The organism is Variovorax sp. Varisp85 (assembly GCF_047304045.1).
GTDB lineage: Bacteria > Pseudomonadota > Gammaproteobacteria > Burkholderiales > Burkholderiaceae_C > Variovorax.
This window is the reverse complement of sequence record NZ_JBGLYN010000005.1, coordinates 99,908-117,461: the sequence shown is the minus strand read 5'-3', so window position 1 is coordinate 117,461 and position 17,554 is coordinate 99,908. Positions and strand designations below refer to the sequence as shown.

At 67.9% G+C, this 17,554-nt stretch carries 21 protein-coding genes; 5 read left to right on the top strand and 16 right to left on the bottom strand.

Annotated elements, in window-relative coordinates; translation table 11 throughout:
• Together ACCC97_RS04005 and ACCC97_RS04000 are read right to left on the bottom strand one after the other, a co-directional pair.
• Nucleotides 1-818: TPM domain-containing protein (locus tag ACCC97_RS04005; RefSeq protein WP_413331657.1), on the bottom strand; the 818-nt coding region annotated here is incomplete at its 3' end.
• Nucleotides 819-904: 86 nt separating this feature from the next.
• Nucleotides 905-1,504, bottom strand: a complete 600-nt coding sequence (locus ACCC97_RS04000) for a LemA family protein (RefSeq protein ID WP_413331655.1) — start codon at nucleotides 1,502-1,504, stop codon at nucleotides 905-907.
• A gap of 46 nt (nucleotides 1,505-1,550) precedes the next feature.
• On the opposite strand from ACCC97_RS04000, the gene ACCC97_RS03995 reads away from it, so the two are divergent.
• Nucleotides 1,551-2,327 (top strand): hypothetical protein, encoded by a 777-nt coding sequence (locus ACCC97_RS03995; protein WP_007838490.1) that lies wholly within the window; start codon nucleotides 1,551-1,553, stop codon nucleotides 2,325-2,327.
• On the opposite strand, the gene ACCC97_RS03990 is transcribed toward ACCC97_RS03995, so the two are convergent.
• From ACCC97_RS03990 to ACCC97_RS03960, 7 genes are all read right to left on the bottom strand, one after another.
• Nucleotides 2,307-2,981 carry a cysteine hydrolase family protein gene (locus ACCC97_RS03990; protein ID WP_007838492.1) on the bottom strand — a complete coding sequence of 225 codons (675 nt, stop codon included), beginning with the start codon at nucleotides 2,979-2,981 and terminating at the stop codon, nucleotides 2,307-2,309. The genes ACCC97_RS03995 and ACCC97_RS03990 overlap by 21 nt on opposite strands.
• Nucleotides 2,978-3,910: an ABC transporter permease gene (locus ACCC97_RS03985; protein WP_413331654.1), complete on the bottom strand. Its 933-nt coding sequence runs from the start codon at nucleotides 3,908-3,910 to the stop codon at nucleotides 2,978-2,980. Before ACCC97_RS03985 ends, ACCC97_RS03990 begins: the two co-directional genes overlap by 4 nt.
• Nucleotides 3,907-5,031 carry an ABC transporter permease gene (locus tag ACCC97_RS03980; protein ID WP_413331653.1) on the bottom strand — a complete coding sequence of 375 codons (1,125 nt, stop codon included), beginning with the start codon at nucleotides 5,029-5,031 and terminating at the stop codon, nucleotides 3,907-3,909. Before ACCC97_RS03980 ends, ACCC97_RS03985 begins: the two co-directional genes overlap by 4 nt.
• Nucleotides 5,024-6,550 (bottom strand): ABC transporter ATP-binding protein, encoded by a 1,527-nt coding sequence (locus ACCC97_RS03975; protein ID WP_413331652.1) that lies wholly within the window; start codon nucleotides 6,548-6,550, stop codon nucleotides 5,024-5,026. Before ACCC97_RS03975 ends, ACCC97_RS03980 begins: the two co-directional genes overlap by 8 nt.
• 23 nt (nucleotides 6,551-6,573) lie before the next feature.
• Entirely contained in the window at nucleotides 6,574-7,683 is a 1,110-nt protein-coding gene (locus ACCC97_RS03970) for a BMP family ABC transporter substrate-binding protein (RefSeq protein WP_413313306.1), read from the bottom strand.
• 68 nt (nucleotides 7,684-7,751) lie between these two features.
• Nucleotides 7,752-8,138, bottom strand: coding sequence for a VOC family protein (locus ACCC97_RS03965; RefSeq protein ID WP_413331651.1), 387 nt, complete (start codon nucleotides 8,136-8,138; stop codon nucleotides 7,752-7,754).
• Nucleotides 8,139-8,142: 4 nt separating this feature from the next.
• Nucleotides 8,143-9,144, bottom strand: coding sequence for an isopenicillin N synthase family dioxygenase (locus tag ACCC97_RS03960; protein ID WP_413331650.1), 1,002 nt, complete (start codon nucleotides 9,142-9,144; stop codon nucleotides 8,143-8,145).
• A gap of 193 nt (nucleotides 9,145-9,337) precedes the next feature.
• Here ACCC97_RS03960 and rutR point away from each other — a divergent pair, with 193 nt between their 5' ends.
• Nucleotides 9,338-10,042: an HTH-type transcriptional regulator RutR gene (rutR, locus tag ACCC97_RS03955; RefSeq protein WP_413331649.1), complete on the top strand. Its 705-nt coding sequence runs from the start codon at nucleotides 9,338-9,340 to the stop codon at nucleotides 10,040-10,042.
• Nucleotides 10,043-10,197: 155 nt separating this feature from the next.
• On the opposite strand, the gene rutF is transcribed toward rutR, so the two are convergent.
• The 6 genes from rutF to rutA are packed head-to-tail and all read right to left on the bottom strand — an operon-like array spanning nucleotide 10,198 to nucleotide 14,503.
• Nucleotides 10,198-10,746: an NADH-dependent FMN reductase RutF gene (gene rutF / locus ACCC97_RS03950; protein WP_413313302.1), complete on the bottom strand. Its 549-nt coding sequence runs from the start codon at nucleotides 10,744-10,746 to the stop codon at nucleotides 10,198-10,200.
• Between the two features lie 12 nt (nucleotides 10,747-10,758).
• A complete protein-coding gene (locus ACCC97_RS03945) occupies nucleotides 10,759-11,361 on the bottom strand; it encodes a malonic semialdehyde reductase (RefSeq protein WP_413331648.1) in 603 nt (200 codons plus the stop codon).
• Nucleotides 11,358-12,164: a pyrimidine utilization protein D gene (gene rutD, locus ACCC97_RS03940; protein ID WP_413331647.1), complete on the bottom strand. Its 807-nt coding sequence runs from the start codon at nucleotides 12,162-12,164 to the stop codon at nucleotides 11,358-11,360. The genes ACCC97_RS03945 and rutD overlap by 4 nt, the downstream gene beginning before the upstream one ends.
• A 5-nt stretch (nucleotides 12,165-12,169) precedes the next feature.
• A complete protein-coding gene (gene rutC, locus ACCC97_RS03935) occupies nucleotides 12,170-12,562 on the bottom strand; it encodes a pyrimidine utilization protein C (protein WP_007837393.1) in 393 nt (130 codons plus the stop codon).
• Nucleotides 12,563-12,585: 23 nt separating this feature from the next.
• On the bottom strand, nucleotides 12,586-13,377 hold the full coding sequence (gene rutB / locus ACCC97_RS03930; RefSeq protein ID WP_413331646.1) for a pyrimidine utilization protein B: 792 nt from the start codon (nucleotides 13,375-13,377) through the stop codon (nucleotides 12,586-12,588).
• A gap of 13 nt (nucleotides 13,378-13,390) precedes the next feature.
• Nucleotides 13,391-14,503: a pyrimidine utilization protein A gene (rutA, locus tag ACCC97_RS03925; protein ID WP_413331645.1), complete on the bottom strand. Its 1,113-nt coding sequence runs from the start codon at nucleotides 14,501-14,503 to the stop codon at nucleotides 13,391-13,393.
• Between the two features lie 217 nt (nucleotides 14,504-14,720).
• Here rutA and ACCC97_RS03920 point away from each other — a divergent pair, with 217 nt between their 5' ends.
• Genes ACCC97_RS03920 through ACCC97_RS03910 form a run of 3 tightly spaced genes read left to right on the top strand, consistent with a single transcriptional unit; the run spans nucleotide 14,721 to nucleotide 16,784 of the window.
• Nucleotides 14,721-15,173 carry a YybH family protein gene (locus ACCC97_RS03920; RefSeq protein ID WP_007837388.1) on the top strand — a complete coding sequence of 151 codons (453 nt, stop codon included), beginning with the start codon at nucleotides 14,721-14,723 and terminating at the stop codon, nucleotides 15,171-15,173.
• Complete coding sequence (locus tag ACCC97_RS03915) at nucleotides 15,173-16,201, top strand: YheT family hydrolase (RefSeq protein ID WP_413331644.1); 1,029 nt, start codon at nucleotides 15,173-15,175, stop codon at nucleotides 16,199-16,201. Before ACCC97_RS03920 ends, ACCC97_RS03915 begins: the two co-directional genes overlap by 1 nt.
• Before the next feature lie 19 nt (nucleotides 16,202-16,220).
• Nucleotides 16,221-16,784 carry a DUF2946 family protein gene (locus tag ACCC97_RS03910; RefSeq protein ID WP_007837384.1) on the top strand — a complete coding sequence of 188 codons (564 nt, stop codon included), beginning with the start codon at nucleotides 16,221-16,223 and terminating at the stop codon, nucleotides 16,782-16,784.
• A gap of 75 nt (nucleotides 16,785-16,859) precedes the next feature.
• Here ACCC97_RS03910 and ACCC97_RS03905 read toward each other — a convergent pair whose 3' ends face one another.
• The gene (locus ACCC97_RS03905; protein WP_007837382.1) at nucleotides 16,860-17,462 is read right to left on the bottom strand and encodes a c-type cytochrome; all 603 of its coding nucleotides are present in this window, start codon (nucleotides 17,460-17,462) and stop codon (nucleotides 16,860-16,862) included.
• Nucleotides 17,463-17,554: the final 92 nt, after the last annotated feature.

Sequence of the window (17,554 nt, the reverse complement as noted above, 5' to 3'; positions counted from 1 at the left end):
CCACCGCTCCAGCCTCCGCCGCCACCGGAACTCCAGCCGCCCCCACCGCCGCCGCCCATCCGCCCGGCACCTGCGACCAGCGAGACGATGAGCGCGACAAGCGCCGCGATCACCGCGATGGCGATGCTGGTGGTGATGAAGAACACGACCACGCCGACGCCGCCCCCCACGACCACCGTGCCCAGCTTCTTGCCGAGGATGGCGCGCGCGATCGGCGCGCCGATGAAGACGCCGACGAACAGGAAGATCGCGAGGTTCTCCCAGTCGAAGCCACCGCCGCCTCCGCCGCCGTGGCTGCCCGTGTCGCGCGAGGGCTCGGGCAGCGGCTCGCCGTCGACCAGCCCGATGAGCCGGTCCACCGCCGCGTTCAGCCCGCCCGCGAAGTCGTTGCCGCGAAAGCGCGGCTTCATCTCCTCGTCGATGATGCGCACGGCCGCAAGGTCGGGCACCGCGCCTTCGAGCGCCTTGGCGGTGGCGATGCGCATCTTGCGGTCGTCCTTGGCCACGACCACCAGCAGGCCGTCGCCGACGTCCTTGCGGCCGATCTTCCAGGCGTCGCCCACGCGCTGTGTGTAGCTGGCGATGTCCTCGGGCGCGGTGGTCGGCACCATCAGCACCACGATCTGCGAGCCCTTGCGCTGCTCGAAGGCCGCGAGCTTGGTGTCGAGGCCGTTGCGCTGCGCGGCATCGAGCGTGCCGGTCTGGTCAATCACGCGCGCGGTGAGTGCGGGCACCGGCAGCAGGCCTTGCGCGAATGCGCCGCCCATCGTCAGCAGCATGAGTGCCGCCAGGAGGCGCGCGCCCCATTCCAGAAACACCGCGGAACCGGCTTTGCCGGGCCGCTGATGTTGCCCCCGGCGAGGGGGGAGGCGCAGTGACACGAAGTGCACGAAGACTGGGGGAGTTACTTTTTCGGCGCGCTGAAGTCGACCGTTGGCGGCGTGGAAATCTGCGCCTCGTTCTGCACCGAGAAGTTCGGCTTCGGCGCGTAGCTGAAGATCTTGGCCGTGATGTTGGTCGGGAAGCTGCGTGCGAGCACGTTGTACTCCTGCACGCTCTCGATGTAGCGGTTGCGCGCCACGGTGATGCGGTTCTCGGTGCCTTCGAGCGTCACGCGCAGGTCGCGGAAGGCCTGGTTGGCCTTGAGCTCGGGGTAGCGTTCCGCCACCACCATCAGCCGCGACAGCGCCGACGAGAGCTCGCCCTGCGCCTGCTGGAACTTGTTGAAGGCCTCGGGGTTGTTGAGCGTCTCGGGCGAGACCTGGATCGAGGTGGCCTTGGCGCGCGCCTCGATCACCTTGGTGAGCGTGTCCTGTTCGAAGCTGGCCTCGCCCTTCACGGTGGCCACGATGTTGGGCACGAGGTCGGCGCGCCGCTGGTACTGGTTGAGGACCTCGCTCCAGGCCGACTTGCTGGCCTCGTCGAGGGACTGGAACTGGTTGTAGCCGCAGCCGCTCAGGGACACGACAGCCGCAAGGATCAATAGCCAGCGCTTCATCATCATTTGCATTACCTCCGCAGAAGATGCGGAAGGTAGCATAGGTGGCTCGATGTCCCTCGATCCCCTCCACGCCCTGCAGGCCGCCAACCGTGCGGTATTGCCCGTTGCTTCCGACGCCTTCGGCACCCTGCTGGTCGCCGGTGCGACTGGCGCATTGGGGGCGGAACTGCTGCGCCGGCTCGCGGGCAGCCACCGCCATGCCCACACGCGCGTGCTGGCGCGCGAGCCGATCCGCGACGGGCTGCGCGGCGTCGAGACCTGCCTGAGCCCGGCCGAGCCGATCGCGCAATGGCCGCTCACCTCCGCCCACACGGCCATCGTCGCCTTCGACCCGCCGCGGCTGTACCACGACCGCGAACGCGCGCTGTGGGTGCCCGAGCCCTCGGACCTGCCCGCGCTGGCGCGCTGGCTGCGCGCCAGCGGCGTGCAGACGCTGGCCATCGTGCAGCCGCACGACCAGGGCCGGCTGCCCGAGGCGCTCAAGCGCGGGCTCGCGAGCCTCGACGAGCAGGCGGTGGTGGCCTGCGGCTTCGAGCGCGTGATCCTCCTGCGCTCGGCGCGCAAGCCGGCGAACGCGAAGTTCGCCAATCCCCTCGAGCGGCTGGCCGCATGGATGCTGTCCGTCGTGCGCTTCATGGTGCCGAGCAGCGAGCAGCCGGTGCGCGCGTCGAAGGTGGCGGAGCTGGTCGACGTGGCGCTGCGCATCGCGCCGCCGGGCGTGCACGTGGCCGCGCCCGAGATGGTGTGGCAGGCCGCGCAGGGCGACATGCTGGCGGTGGCCGAGCGCTGGCTCAGTCCTGCCGCTTCAGCCGCGCCATTGGCGTAGCAGCTGGGCCGAATCGACCACCAGCCCGAGGTGCAGCGACACCATCGCCAGCGCCGCGCCTTCCAGATGCGGGTCGGTGCCGCGCACGAGGTCGCGCAGCACGATCACGCGGTAGTTGTGGTTGTTGGCGTCGAAGGCCGTGTTGAGCACGCAGCAGTCGGTGAAGCCGCCGTTGAGCACCACCGTCTCGATGCGCTGGTTGCGCAGCAGAAAGTCGAGGTCGGTCGGGTAGAACGCCGACAGCCGGCGCTTGCTGTCCACGCGCATGTCGCCGGGCTCGACGCGCGTGACCCACTCGGTCCACTTCGAGCCTTCGATGGCGTGCGCGTCGGCGTTCGGAATCTCGCCCACGTGCAGCGGAAAGGTGCGCCGCCACGCTGACGGAATGCCGCGGATGTCGTCCACGCCATCGGGGCGCAGCACCGACTTGATGTGCACGATGCGCACGCCCAGCGCGCGCACCTCGTCATGAAAGCTGTCGATGGGCGCCACCACGTCGCGCGCCCGGGGCGCGGGGCAGGGGCAGTCGGGGCTGTCGTCGAGGTGGCCGCGGTGCATGTCGATGGAGACGACTGCCGTGGTCGCGGGGTTCAGGTAGTCGGCGAACTGCGCCGCGTCGAGTTCGCGCTCCTCGTTGTAGACCCAGGCCTTCATCGCCGTTCTTCTCTCACATAGGGTTGACCCAGCGCACCGGGCTCTTCATCGGCGCCGCGCCGCGAGAGAGCGACCCACACCATCACGCCGAGCGTCACCGCATACGGCGTCATCATCACGAAGTACTGCGGCAGTTGCACGCCGGCCGCGGCCAGCTGCGGAATCAGCGCTTCGATGCAGCCGAACAGCACGGCGCCCGCCAGCGCCTTCCACGGCGACCAGCGCGCGAAAATCACCAGGCCCACCGCGATCCAGCCGCGCCCACCCGTCATGCCGGCGATCCACAGCTTGGTGCTGACCACCGAGATGTACGCGCCCGCCAGCCCCACGAGGGCCGAGCCTGCGAGCACGGCAGCGAAGCGCCATGCCGTCACGCGAATGCCGGCCGCGTCCGCCGCCTGCGGGTTCTCGCCCACGGCGCGCAGCCGCAGGCCGGTGGAGGTGCGTGCGAAGAACCACGCCACCGCGCCGAAGATCGGCAGCGTGAGCCACACCATCGCGTTCTGCTCGAAGAGCTTGCCCACGACCGGCAGCAGCGACAACGGCCACAGTGCCATCGCGCCGATGCCTTCGGTGGCATGGTTGGTCCAGTCGGCCATCGAGCCGACCAGCGCCGTGAGCCCCTGGCAGAAGAACACCAGCGCGAGCCCGGCAATCACCTGGTTCACGCGCAACCAGATCACCATCACCGCGAACAGCACCGACACCATGCCGGCCGCCAGCATCGCGAGCACCAGCGACACCGCCGGCTGCCCGATGGCGATCTGCGCGCCGATGCCGGCCAGCGCGCCGACCAGCATCAGCCCTTCGGCGCCGAGCGAGAGCACGCCCGCGCGCTCGCTGATGATCAGGCCCAGTGCGGCCAGCGCATACGGCACGGCGAAGTCCGGCGTGCTCGCGAGCCAGTTGAGAACGATGCTGACGCTCATGCTACGGCCTCCCCGCCCACCCGGCGCAGCCGGTGACGAATGAAGAAGTCGCTCGACGCCACGCACACCACGATGACCGCCTGGATCAGCTGCACCATGGAGAACGGCACCTGGTAGAACACCTGCAGGCTGCGGCCGGTGATGAACAGCGCCGCCACCAGCAGCGCCACCACCGTGGCCGCGAGCGGGTTGTTGCGCGCGAGGAAGGCAATGAGGATGCCCGAGAAGCCATAGCCCTGGTAGAAGGCCTGCGTGAGCCGGCCCTCTTGCCCGGCGACCACCGCGAAGCCCGCGAGCCCGGCCATCGCGCCCGACAGCAGCACCGCGCCATAAATAGTGCGCCGCACCGGTACGCCGTTGGCATGCGCCACGCGCGGGTTGGCATCGACGAAGCGCAGATACAGCCCCACGCGGCTCACGCTCACCAGCCACCACGCCAGCAGCGCGACTACGCCTGCGAGCAGGATCGAACTGCCGATGCCCGCACCCAGCTCGGGCAACCGCTCGAACACGCGAAACTGCGGCGAGTAGGGGAAGTTGTCCTTCGGGTCCTTCCAGCTGCCATAGACCAGATGCAGCAGGAAGTTGGCCGCCATGTAGTTGAGCATCAGCGTCGAGATGATCTCGTTCACGCCGAGCTTCAGCTTGAGCCACGAAGGCCCCAGCACCCACAGCAGGCCGCAGCCGATGGCAGCCGCGAACATCAGCGGCAGGCGCAGGTTTTCGGGGCCGATCTGCCACATCGAGACGGTGGTCGCGCCGATGGCGCCCCAGATCATCTGGCCTTCGAGCCCGAGGTTCCAGAAGCGCGCGCGGAAGGCGATGGAGCCCGCGAGGCCGACGAGGATCATCGGCGCGGCCTGGAACAGCACGGCGCGGAAGTTCTGGCCGTCGAAGAAGGTCTGCATCACGAACTCGTTCGCGAGTTCGTCGACCGGTACGCCCGCTGCCACGAGGATCGCAGCGGAGATGGCGAAGCCCACGAGCAGGGCGGCCGCGAGGATCAGCGCCTGCCAGCGCCAGGCCATGTGCTGGCGGATCTCGAGCGCGTAGCGGCGGCCGGCGAGCGGCGGGGTCTTGGGAGGATGTGCCATGTCGGCTGCCAACGCTGTTTCAGCCATGGTCCACCATCGCCTGTCCGATGGCTTGCCGGTCGGCGGGCTGCGCGAATTCGCCGGCGATGCGACCGCGCGCCATCACGCCCACGCGGTCGGCCAGCTGCAGCACCTCGTCGAGGTCTTCGCTGATCAGCAGCACGGCGGCGCCGCTGTCGCGCGCGGCGCGCAGCCGCGCATGCACCTCGGCGCTGGCGCGCACGTCGAGCCCGCGGCTCGGGCTGTGCGCGAGCACCAGCGTGGGCGACTTGCCGAACTCGCGCGCCAGCACGAGCTTCTGCGCATTGCCGCCCGAGAGCAGTGCGGCCTTCTGCGCGACCGAGCGCACGCCCTGCACGTCGAAGGCGCGCACGGCTTCCTGCGTGTCGCTCTGGATGCGGTTGCGGCGCAGGCGCCACACGGGGCCGTAACGGCCGGTGTGCACGCGGCCGATGGCGTAGTTCTCGGCTACCGAGAGGCCACCCGCGAGCGCGAGCCCGTAGCGGTCGGCCGGAATGGCGGCAATGCCGATGCCGCGGCGTGCCGATGCGGCCATGGTCTTCAGGTCGCCGTGGCCTTCGAGCCGGATCTCGCCTTCGGTGCCTTCGCCCGGCAGGCCCATGATCGCGCCCGCCAGCTCGCCCTGTCCGTTGCCGCCGACACCGGCGAGGCCGTAGATTTCACCGGCGTGCAGTTCGAGATCCACGCCGTCGAGCACGCGCCGGCCTTCGGGCGAGGCCGGCGTGCGCAGTCCGCGCACGGACAAGCGCACCGGGCCACGCGATATGGTCGAGGCCTGGAAGCCTTGCATTGCAATCGACTCGCCCACCGTGAGCTTCACCAGCTCGGCAACAGAGGCTTCGTTGGGCCGCAGCGTGGCCACCGTGCGCCCGCCGCGCATCACCGTCACGCGGTCGGCATACGTCTTCACGTCGGCCATCTTGTGCGTGACCAGCACCACGGCCGCCCCGGCGCGCGCCAGCCCTCGTACCGTTTGCAGCAGGCGCGAGGCCTCCTGGTCGGTCAGCACGGCCGTGGGCTCGTCGAGGATCAGGATGCGTGCGCCCGCGAGCAGCACCTTGAGGATCTCGACGCGCTGCTGTTCGGCAATCGAAAGCGCATCGATGCGCTTCGACGGATCGATGTCGAAGCCCAGCTCCGAGGCCTTGTTGCGAATGTCGCGCTCGATCTCGCGAAGCCGCTCGCCATGGCTTTGAAACTCGGCCGGCGGCGGTGCCGTGAGCAGAATGTTCTGCGCCACCGTGAAAGGCCGCACCAGCTTGAAATGCTGGTGAACCATGCCGATACGGTGCTTCGCTGCGTCGCGCGGACCGGCGAAGCGCACCGCGTTGTCGTCCACCAGCAGTTGCCCGACCTCGGGCGCATAGAGCCCGGCCGCGATGTTCATCAGCGAAGACTTGCCCGCGCCGTTCTCGCCCAGCAACGCATGCACCTCGCCCCAGCGCGCGGCAAAGTGAGCGTCGGTCAATGCCGCGAAGCCGTCGAAGGACTTGCGGATGCCGGTGAGTTCGAGCGCATTGGGCATGAGGTTCCGGAGGCCTTGCTTGCTTACTTCTGCGTGACCACGCCCTTGACGAACCAGTCCATCTTCCACAGGTCCGCATCGGACAGCACCGCGCCCTTGGCCACGCGCTCCTTGCCGTCGCGGTCGGCGAGCGGGCCGGCGTAGACCTGCTTGCCCTTCATGATCGCGTCGCGCTCGGCGGTGATGAGCGTGGCCTTGTCCTTGGGCACCGCGGGGCCAAACCCCGCAATGTCGGTGCCGCCGTCCTTCATCTCGATGAAGGCTCCGTATGGCGAAGGCTTCCATCCACCCGCCATCACCTTCTTCAGTTCGGGCGTCAGGAAGCGGTCCCACACCCACACCGACGAGCACAGCGTGGCCTTGGGCGCGAACTGGCGCAGGTCGCGGTGGTGGCCGGTGCCGTACACGCCGCGTTCCTGCGCGACGATCTGCGGCGTGGGGCTGTCGACGTGCTGGCCGATCACGTCGGCGCCCTGGTCGATCAGCGCGGCGGCGGCGGCGCGTTCCTTCACCGGGTCGTTCCAGGCGCCGGTGTAGATCACGTTGACCGTGGCGTTCGGGTTCATCTTCTGCGCGCCGAGAGCGAAGGCGTTGATGGTCCAGTTCACCACGCCGAAGGGATTGGCCGCGACGAAGCCGAGCTTGCCGGTCTTCGACGCCGCGCCGGCCGCCATGCCGCAGAGATACTGGCTCTCGTAGGTGCGGCCGTAGAAGGATTCGAGGTTGCTGCCGTTGGTGGTGCCCGAGCCGTTGAGGAAGGCCACGTCGGGGTACTTGGCTGCCAGGTCCTTGAAGCTGTCGGAGTAGCCGAAGGCCGTGCCGATCACGATGTTGGCGCCGCGCTGGATGAACTTCTCGGCCGCGGGCTTGATGGCCGAGGCGTCTTCCGGCACGTTCTCGACGAACTGGATCTTCTGGCCGATTTCCTTCTCGACCTTCGCTCGGGCTTCGTCGAAGGCCTGCGTCCAGCCGCCGTCGTTCTTCGGGCCGAAGTAGAGCATCGCGATCTTCGGCTTGTCCTTCAGCGTGAAGCCATCGGCGGCCGCGGCGGGCAGCGTGGTGAAGAACGCGCCGCCGGCCGCGATGGTCATCGCGAGGCCCAGGCCGGGAGTGAGGGTGCGCAGCTGCTGCATGGAACTACCTTTGGTGAGGGGCTTTGAAGAAAGGGAGGGACGAGAAAATCGAAAACGGGCAGTGCGCGTCACATCATGAAGTTGATGCGGAACACATTGCCCTCGGGGTCCAGCAGCACCGACTGGTACCAGTTGTAGTAGGTGACGTACGGCGGCTTGACGAGCGTGGCACCCGCTTCGAGCGCAACGGGCACCATGCGGTCGACGTCGGCTTGGCTGTCGACGTCGATGTTCAGCAGGAACTTGACGCCGCGCGTGTCGGAGAACTCGGCGAGGTGCAGCAGTTCGTAAGCATCGAGCGCGTTGAAGCCCAGGCTCGACTTGCCGGTGTCCAGCCCGCGGAAGATCGGCGAGCGGATCGCCTCGATCTCGGCGAAGCCGAACACGCGCTGGTAGAAGCCGCTGAGTGCGACCACGTCCTTCGCGAAGACGTTGACGTAAGACAGGTGGGCCATGCGTTCAGGCCGTCACTTTGGTGCCGCCGAAGGTCGTCTGCTTGACGAACTTCGATGTGAGGTGGTCGCCCGATGAGATGGGCGCGTACTTCGCCTCTTCGCCCGGCGCGAGGCAGCTCGGCAGGCACTCGACCATCGCGTCGTAGTTGGGCTGATGGAAGAACACCAGCGACTGCCGGCGATTGGTGCTCGCCACCTCGAACGGCGGATTGATCACGCGGTGCAGCGTGGACACCCATTGGTCGTTGGTCCACTGCATCATGAGGTCGGCGATGTTGACCACCAGGCCGCCTTCGACCTGCGGCACGTCGACCCACTGGCCGGCTTTGTTGAAAACCTGCAGGCCCTTGTCGTCGGGCAGCACGATGGTGAGGCTGCCGTAGTCGCTGTGCGCGCCCGCACGCAGCTGGCCGGGCAGCGGCTGTTCGCGCTGGGGCGGATAGCTCAGCACGCGGAACATGCTGATGTGCCTGTCGATCTTGTCGTCGAAGAAGGTCTCGGGCAGCGACAGGCCGAGCGCGAAGACGCGCATCAGCGAGCGCGAAAGATCGCTCATCGCCTCGAAGTAGCCTTCATAGGCTTCGCGGAAACCTTCGATGGGCGGCCAGCTGTTGGGCTCGAAGTGCGGTCCGGCGGCGGGACCGCGGTGGTAGTCGTCGTTCGGCACGTTCGACGGGCCGATGGAGAACGATTCCTTCAGGTCGCCCGGCGCCGCTTCTTCGAGGCTGTACGAAAGGCCTTCCTCGCCCACTGCGCTGTAGCCGCGCACCGCGTCTTCGCGCGGGCGATCGACCTTGCGCTTCTCGCCCAGCGGCATGTCGAAGAACCTGCGCGAGAGCGACGACACGCGCGAGATCAGCTCGGGCGAAATGCCGTGGTTGGTGATGACCAGGAAGCCGATGCTGCGGCAGGCCGCATCGACCTTCTTCGCGACCTCGGCCTTGCCTTCGGCAGTGCCGGCGAAGTGGGGCGCGAGATCGATGATGGGGACGGACAGCAGGGTCATGGCAGGTTCCTCATGCTTGGCATGCCTTTCGCCATGCAACGTCTGTGCCAGTTGGACCAAATGGACAAAACGCATCCGTCGCGTCAGCATGGTGCGCAACCTTGCGCCGCGAAGGCAACTGCGGCGCAAGGCGATGCACCGTGGCCTTACAGTGGTGCGCCGTCTGCCGATTCATGAACAAGAGCGAGGGAAGATGCCGAAGACCAAAGCGCTGGCCGCAAGCGCCAGCAAAGAGAGCCCGGTGCGCAAGCGCGCCAAGCCCGCGGTGCGCAGCGCGTCCGCGGTGAACCGCCGGCTGCGCCAGATCGAGGACAAGCGCAGTGCGATCCTTGGCGCGGCGCTGGGGTTGTTCTCGCGCTTCGGCCTGCACGGCACGTCGATCGACCAGGTGGCGGCGCGCGCCGATGTGTCGAAGAGCAACCTGCTCTATTACTTCGCGAACAAGGAAGAGCTTTACGTCAATGTGCTGCGCGACCTGCTGGCGCTGTGGCTCGAACCGCTGCGCGGCTTCAGCGCCGAGCAGGACCCGGGCGAGGCCATCGGCGGCTACATCCGCCGCAAGCTGGTGGTGTCGCGCGACCGGCCCGATGCGTCGCGGTTGTTCTGCCTTGAAATGATCCAGGGCGCGCCGCTGCTGCGCGATGAACTCGACCGTGAGCTGCGCACGCTGGTGGAGAAAAAATCGGAAGTGATTCGCGCGTGGATCGAGGCCGGCAAGCTGGCGCCGGTCGACCCGCATCACCTGATTTTCGCGCTGTGGGCGGTGACGCAGCACTACGCGGACTTCGGCGTGCAGGTGCAGGCGCTGACGGGCCACACGCTGGACGATGCGGCGTTCTTCGAGCAGACCGTGGAGAGCGTTCAGCGCATCGTGCTGCAAGGCGTTACGCCCCGCTGAATCTTGCCTTGCTCCCTCCCCCTCTGGGGGAGGGTTGGGGTGGGGGCAAGCAGCGTGTCCATCGAGCGCTCTGCCTGCCCCCATCCCAGCCTTCCCCCAGAGGGGGAAGGAGCAATTCAAAGGCATTGCCTGCGAATGCAGAAGGGTAAGAAGCGTCAGTGCTGCGGCGGCGCAGCGATCTCGTGATAGCTCCTGTCGAAGTAGATCAGCCCCTGCGCCGCGCCACCGATGGCAATCGCCACCGCTTCGCAGAACAGCACGTCATGCGTGCCCGCGCTCGTTGAATGCACCACGCGGCAGTCGAAGGACACGGCCGCGTCGTCGAGCATCGGCGAGCCCGTGGTCTTGTGGCTCCAGTTGCCGGCGGCGAAGCGTTCGTCCATCGGCGTCTTGCCGCCGAACAGCGCGGAGAGCGACTGGTGCCCCGCGGCCAGCACGTTCACGCACAGCACGCCGTTGGCCTTGAACGCCGGATACACCGAGGCCGAGCGGTTCAGGCACACCAGCAGCGTCGGCGGTTCGTCGGTCACGCTGCACACGGCCGAGGCCGTGAAGCCGGCGCGGCCTGCGGGGCCGTCGGTGGTGATGATGTTCACCGCGGCGCCCAGGCGCGCCATTGCATTGCGGTAGTCGGCCTTCGGCAGGCCCGTAGGCAGGCCGGGTGGGTTCGATGCTGCAGGGTGGGAGGCCATGGCGTTCAGCATGTCGTGACTCTTTCAGGCCAGCACACAGGCCTCGTCGAAGGGCAGCCGCGGCAGGCGGCCGAACACCTTCGACGCATCACCGTGGCCCAGGTTGATGAGGAAGTTGGTGGTCCAGTCGGTGCCCTCGAAGAAGGCGGCATCGACCTTCGCCTTGTCGAAGCCCGACATCGGCCCGGCGTCGAGGCCGCCCGCGCGCGCGGCGAGCAGCAGGTAGCCCGCCTGCAGGCTGGCATTGCGGAAGGCGGTCTCGTGCGCGGCCTCTGGGCTGCCGGTGAACCAGCTGCGCGCGTCGGCATGCGGGAACAGCGTGGGCAGCTTGTCGTAGAACCTGCGGTCCCATGCGGCGATGACCGTGACGGGTGCGGCCATTGTCTTGTCGAGGTTGCCCTTGGAGAGCGCCGGTGCGAGGCGCTGTTTGCCTTCAGGCGTGCGCACGAACACGAAGCGGGCAGGCGAGCAGTTGGCCGAGGTCGGGCCGAGGCTTGCGAGCGCGTAGATCTGCTGCAGTTGTGCATCGGTGACCGGTTCGCCGGTCCAGCCGTTGTGGCTGCGCGCGCCGGTGAAAAGCAGCGACAGCGCGGCGTCGTCGAGAGTGGTGGAAAGCGTTTGGGTCATGCGGGAACGGCGGGTGCGCTGACCCGGGAAAGAAAGTCGAGCAGGCTGCGGTTGAAGGCTTCGGCCTCGGTCACGCTGTGGGCATGGCCGCCGTGCGGCATGAAGTCGAGCGTGACGTCGCGCAGGCCATCGGCCAGGCGCTGCGAGCAGGTCCAGGGCACGAGCGCGTCGTCCTTGGCTGCGGCGACCAATGCAGGGGCGGCGATGTCGGCGAGGCGCGCGTCGATGTCGAAGGCCCGCAGCGCGGCGATGCGCGCGCGCATGTTGGCTTCGCCGGGGAAATGCGCGAAGGCGTGGTCGACTTCGTCGGCGACGCGCTGCGCGTGTTCGGCGCACCAGGCAGCCGGGTACAGGAAGATCGGTTGTGCTTCCACGTATGCGCGCGGGCCGCAGGCGCCGAGCAGAGCGAGCCGCGCGTCGAAGCAGCGCGCCGAATGCGGATTGGGCTGGGACCATGCATTGATGAGCACGAGACTCGCGATGCGCGAGGGCGCATCCAGCGCGAGCTGCAGGCCCACCAGGCCGCCGAGCGCGTGGCCCGCGAAGTGGCATTGCGAAGTCTTCGTGGCATCGAGGATGTCGAGCACGTCCTGCGCCATGTGTTCGATGGCATACGCATCGGGCAGCGCAGCGGGGCTGCGGCCCGTACCGCGCTGGTCGTATGCGATGACGCGGTGCCCGGCGGCGACCAGTGCGCCGAGCTGCGGCTGCCAGAAACCCGCCGAGCCACCGAGGCCGGACGACAGCAGCACGGTGGCCGCCGCATCGGCCGGCCCATGCACTTCGTAGTGCAGCGACGGCATGAGTGTCAGGCCTTCTTGCCGACGTGTGCGATCGAGGCGATCTCGATCAGCGCATCGGGCTTCACGAGGCCGCACTGGATGCAGTAGCGCGCGGGCTTGGTGCCGGGAAAGAACTCGGCATACACCGCGTTGATCTTCGCGTAGTCGGCCCAGTCCTTGAGCATGATCTGGTTGAAGGTCACGTCGTCCATGGTGCCGCCCGCGGCTTCGACCACGCCCTGGATGATGGTGAGTACATGCCTTGCCTGTGCGCTCGCGTCGCCGACGTGGACCACGTTGTTGTCCTTGTCGAAGGGCAGCGTGCCCGACACGTAGAGCACGCCGTCGGCGAGCGTGCCGGGGACGTAGGGGGCGAGCGGTACGCCGGTGCCGGGCGGGATGATGGCTTGCTTGGGCATGAGGGGAGGCTCCTTGAAGTGAATCAGGCGATGGCCGTTTCGGCCGGTGCGGGTTGGGTGATCGATGAAGGCGCGAAGATGCGGCAGAAGTCGTCCACCGTGGAGACCCATCCGAAGAAGGTCTCGACGTTGTAGACCGATGCCTTCTGGATCGCAGGGCCGCCGAGTTCGTGCGTGGCGTCTTCGAGCATCACGGCGAAGTATTCGAGGTGGAAGGCATCGCGCAGCGTCGATTCGACGCACACGTTGGTCGCGATGCCGGTGAACACCAGGTGGCGGATGCCGCGTGCACGCAGCGTGCTGTCGAGCGTGCTGTTGAAGAAGCCGCTGTAGCGCGTCTTCGGCACGACGATGTCGCCGGGCTGTGGCTTCATCTCTTCGATGAGGTCGTAGTCCCAGCCGCCCTTGGCGAGGAACTTGCCCTGCAGCTCGGGCCTGGCGCGCATGGTCTTGAGCGCGTTCGACTTGTGCCAGTTCGGCGAGCCGGGGCCGCCGGCTTCGATGTACGCCGCGTCCCAGCCGTTCTGCAGGAACACAACGAGCATGCCGGCCGCGCGTGCCGCTGCGATGGTGCGCGCGATGTTCGCGATGGTGCCTTGCGCGCCCGAGATGTCGAAGCCTGCCGAGTCGACATACCCGCCGATGGAGGCGTAGGCGTTCTGCATGTCGACGACGATCAGCGCGGAATCGGTCGCGTGCAGCGCCAGTGGCTCGGGGCGCGCGGGCAGCACCTGCGGTGCGGGGGCGCCGGGCAGCCGCGGTGCGCCAACAGGGATGTTCGATGTGAGAGTCGTGTTGCGTGCGGGAGTGCTCACGTGATGCTCCTGCTCAGGCCGCGAGGCGCTCGGGCTCGGCCTGCGAAGGCACGGGGCTCTGCACATGCGCGCGGCTCTTCATGAGCGGCTGGATGCGCTCGCCGAAGGCTTCGACGCCCTGCACGAAATCGTCGAAGGTCAGCAGCACGCCTTCGGTGCCGGGCACCTCTGCCATTTCGTCGAGCAGGCGCGCGACGGTGGCGTAGGAGCCGACCAGCGTGCCCATGTTGATGTTGACGGCGGAGGTCGGGTCGGCCATCTGGCGCACGTTGGTGTCGGCGCCCGACTTGGTGTCGGCTGCGCCCTGCTGGCCCAGCCATGCAATCGCTTCATGGTCGGCGCCGGCCTTGTAGTGCTCCCACTTGGCGCGCGCGGCGTCGTCGGTCTCGTCGGCGATCACCATCATCAGCACGTAGGTGGTGACGCTGCGGCCGGTCTTCGCGGTGGCCTCGATGAGCTTCTCGGCCGCGGGCGCGAAGGCCTTGGGCGTGTTCACGCCCTTGCCGAAGCAGAAGTTGTAGTCGGCGTACTTGGCCGAGAACTCCATGCCCGCGTCGCTCTGGCCGGCGCAGATCACCTTCATGTCGGCCTGCGGCTGCGGGCTCAGGCGGCAGTCGTCCATCTTGAAATGGTCGCCCTTGAAGTCGGACTGGCCGGTGCCCCAGAGGTCGCGCAGCACCTGGATGTATTCGCTGAGGTACTGGTAGCGCGTGCCGAAGAACTGGTCGCCGGGCCACATGCCCATCTGCGAGTACTCGGGCCGCTGCCAGCCGGTGACGAGGTTGAGGCCGAAGCGGCCATTGGAAATGGAGTCGATGGTCGACGCCATGCGCGCCACGATGGCCGGTGGCATCACCAGCGAGGCGGCCGTGGCAAACAGCTTGATCTTGCTGGTGACGGCGGCGAGGCCGGCCATCAGCGTGAAGGATTCGAGGTTGTGGTCCCAGAACTCCGTCTTGCCGCCGAATCCGCGCAGCTTGATCATGGACAGCACGAAGTCGACACCGTAGCGCTCGGCCTTCAGGGTGATCTGCTTGTTGAGTTCGAAGCTGGGCTTGAACTGCGGCGCGTTTTCGGAAAGCAGCCAGCCGTTGTTGCCGATGGGAATGAAGATGCCGACGTTCATGGAAGCGCTCCTGTTGCGAGGTTGCGAAGCTCCTTGCATGCGCCGTGCCAGTTGAATAAGTTGTTTTGAATCAATGGATTAGGGAAAAATCGCATCCATGTTTTGACCATTTGGTCCAAAGTGGAGCAGGTGTTCTGCCGGGATTGCGGCAGCACGGTGCAGCATGGACCAAAGAGGTGCAGTGCCGCCGTCACGCACGGCGCGGCAAAATCACGCCATGCCCAAGACCCCACTCCGCGCCGCCGCGGCCATCGGCGGCACTGCCGACGACGTCGAAGCGGCCTTCTACGAAGCGCTGCAGCGCGGCGACATCGACGCGCTGATGGCCTGCTGGGCCGACGAGGACGAGGTGTTCTGCGTGCATCCGGGGGGCCCGCGGCTGGTGGGGGCCGTGGCGATCCGCGCGGCCTTCGAGCAGATGTTCGGCAACGGCGCGATCCACGCCACGCCGGCGCGGGTGCGCAAGATCGAGTCGCTCGCCAGCGCCGTGCACAACGTGCTCGAACGCATCGAGGTGCTCACGGCCGAGGGCCCGCGCCATGCCTTCGTGCTGGCCACCAACGTCTATCACAAGACCGTCCAGGGCTGGCGCATGGTGGCGCACCATGCAAGTCCGGGCAGTGCGCGCGAACCGGACGAAGCGAACGATCCGCCCCAGGTCCTGCACTGATGTCTTCCTTCGTCGCCACCTCCGGTCCCGTTTCCGCGCCCCAGCCGCTGGACTACGCGGCGCCGCGCTGGCTGCCCGGCGGCAACCTGCAGACCATCTGGGCCGCGCTCTATGCGAAGCGCTTCGACGGGCCGGCCCCGGTCTACCGGCGCGAGCGCTGGCCCACGCCCGACAGCGACTTCATCGACGTCGACTTCGTCGATGCGCCAATGCCGGGCCCGAGGCCGTTGCTGGTGCTGTTCCACGGGCTCGAAGGCTCGTCGCGCAGCCACTACGCCGAAGCCTTTGCCGCATTCGCCGCATCTCGCGGCATGGCCTTCGCCGTGCCGCATTTCCGCGGCTGCAGCGGCGAGCTGAACCTGGCGCCGCGCGCTTACCACTCGGGCGACTTCGAGGAGATCGGCTGGATCCTCGCGCGCATGCGCGACCAGCATGCACGCAAGGGCGGCGGGCCGGTGCTGGCGGCGGGCGTGTCGCTCGGCGGCAATGCGCTGATGCGCTGGGCCTCGGAGGCGGGCGAGAGCGCCTCCGGCGTGGTGAGCGCCGTGGCATCGGTCAGCGCGCCGCTCGACCTCGCGGCGGGCGGCGAAGCCATCGGGCAGGGCTTCAACCGGCTGGTCTACACGCGCATGTTCCTCGCGACCATGAAGCCCAAGGCGCTGGCCAAGCTGGAGCAGTTCCCGGGGCTGTTCGACCGCGAGCGGCTGATGTCGTCGCGCAACCTCTACGACTTCGACAACGTCTTCACCGCCCCGCTGCACGGCTTTCGCGATACCGAGGACTACTGGACGCGCGGCTCGGCCAAGCCGCACCTGGCCTCGGTGCGCGTGCCCGCACTGGTGGTGAACGCCCGCAACGACCCGTTCATTCCCGCGGCGAGCCTGCCGAAGCCCGGCGAGGTCGGCGCGCATGTCACGCTGTGGCAGCCCGCGCACGGCGGGCACGTCGGCTTTCCGATGGGCCCGCCGCCGGGGCATGTGCGCGGCATGCCGGAGCGGGTCGGCGGCTGGCTGGCAACGCACGTCTGAGGGCGAGCAAAATAGCGCGATGGACGACATCGTCAAACAAGCCCTCGCCAAATGGCCCAACGTGCCGCACTGTTACGGCTGGCTCGGCCTCGACGCGCGCGGCAACTGGTACATGCGCGACGACCGCACCCAGGCCATGGGCCCGTTCCGCGCGGCCAAGGGCTCGATGCTCAGGCACGACAAGCTGATCGACTTCATCCACCGCAACTACGAGCACGACGACGAGGGCCAGTGGTTCTTCCAGAACGGGCCGCAGCGCGTGTATGTGGAGCTGGAGGCTGCGCCGCTGGTGTGGCGCGTGGCCGAAAAGGAGGGCGGTGGGTTCACCGTCACGTCCCACACCGGCAAGGCGGTGGAGGTGTCGGGCTGCCTGCTCGATGGTGAAGGCCGGCTCTATCTGGTCTCGCCCCTCGGGCTTGGACTGGTGCACACGCAGGACGTGGGCATCGCCGCCGAGGCGGTCGAGCGAGGCCTGTGGACGCCGGAGGCGGTGCAGGCCAGCGAACTGCCCGACCGCTTCGGCCATGTGCTGAGCCCGGCGCAGCGCCATGCCGGCACGGCTTCCGCGCCGGCGAAGCCCTGAACTCCGCAGCCTGCCGATCCGCCAATGAAGAAAGCCGGCGCTGGGCCGGCTTCTTCGTGTGACTAGGGGAAACGCTTACTTGGCAGGAGCACTGGCCGCAGAGGCTGCGCCTTCAGCGGGGGCTGCGGCTGCCGGGCGGTCGGGCACCGGGAACTTGGCGCCGCCGGCATTGGCCATGTAGACCACGGCGCGGCCCACTTCGAGGTCTTCGAAGTCGCCGCCACCTTGCGCGGGCATGGCGCCCTTGCCCTTCAGGGCATGTTCGAGGAGGGTGGCATAGCCCTGGCCGATGCGCGGGCCCCAGGCGGCCGCGTCCTGGAAGTGCGGTGCGCCGGGAATGCCGGGCGCGCCGTGGCAGGCGACGCACTGGGCCTTGAACACGGCCTCGCCTGCAGCGAGCGGGCGGTTGGCGTCTCGGATCTCGATGGTGCCGACCTTCCTGAGGCGTTCGGCCACTTCGCGGTCGCGCGCTTCCTTGGTCACGCCGTAGAGCGCCATGTTGTCGCCTTCCGCGGTGCCGGCGGGCTTGGTGCCCGAGACCACGTAGGAGACAAGACCCACGATGATCAGGATCGGGGCAATGAAGGAGAAAAATACCGCGAGCAGCAGTTGCTTCGGGTTCTTGATCGGCCCGGTGTGGGCTTCTTCTGTGGCCTGGTAATGCGGGTCTGCGCTCATTGGCGTCCTCAATAACGGGGGCTCGTCGGGGGGCTTTTCCTAACCAACCGGCGATTATAGAGAGGCCCCTTGCCCGAAGGGACAAGGGACCA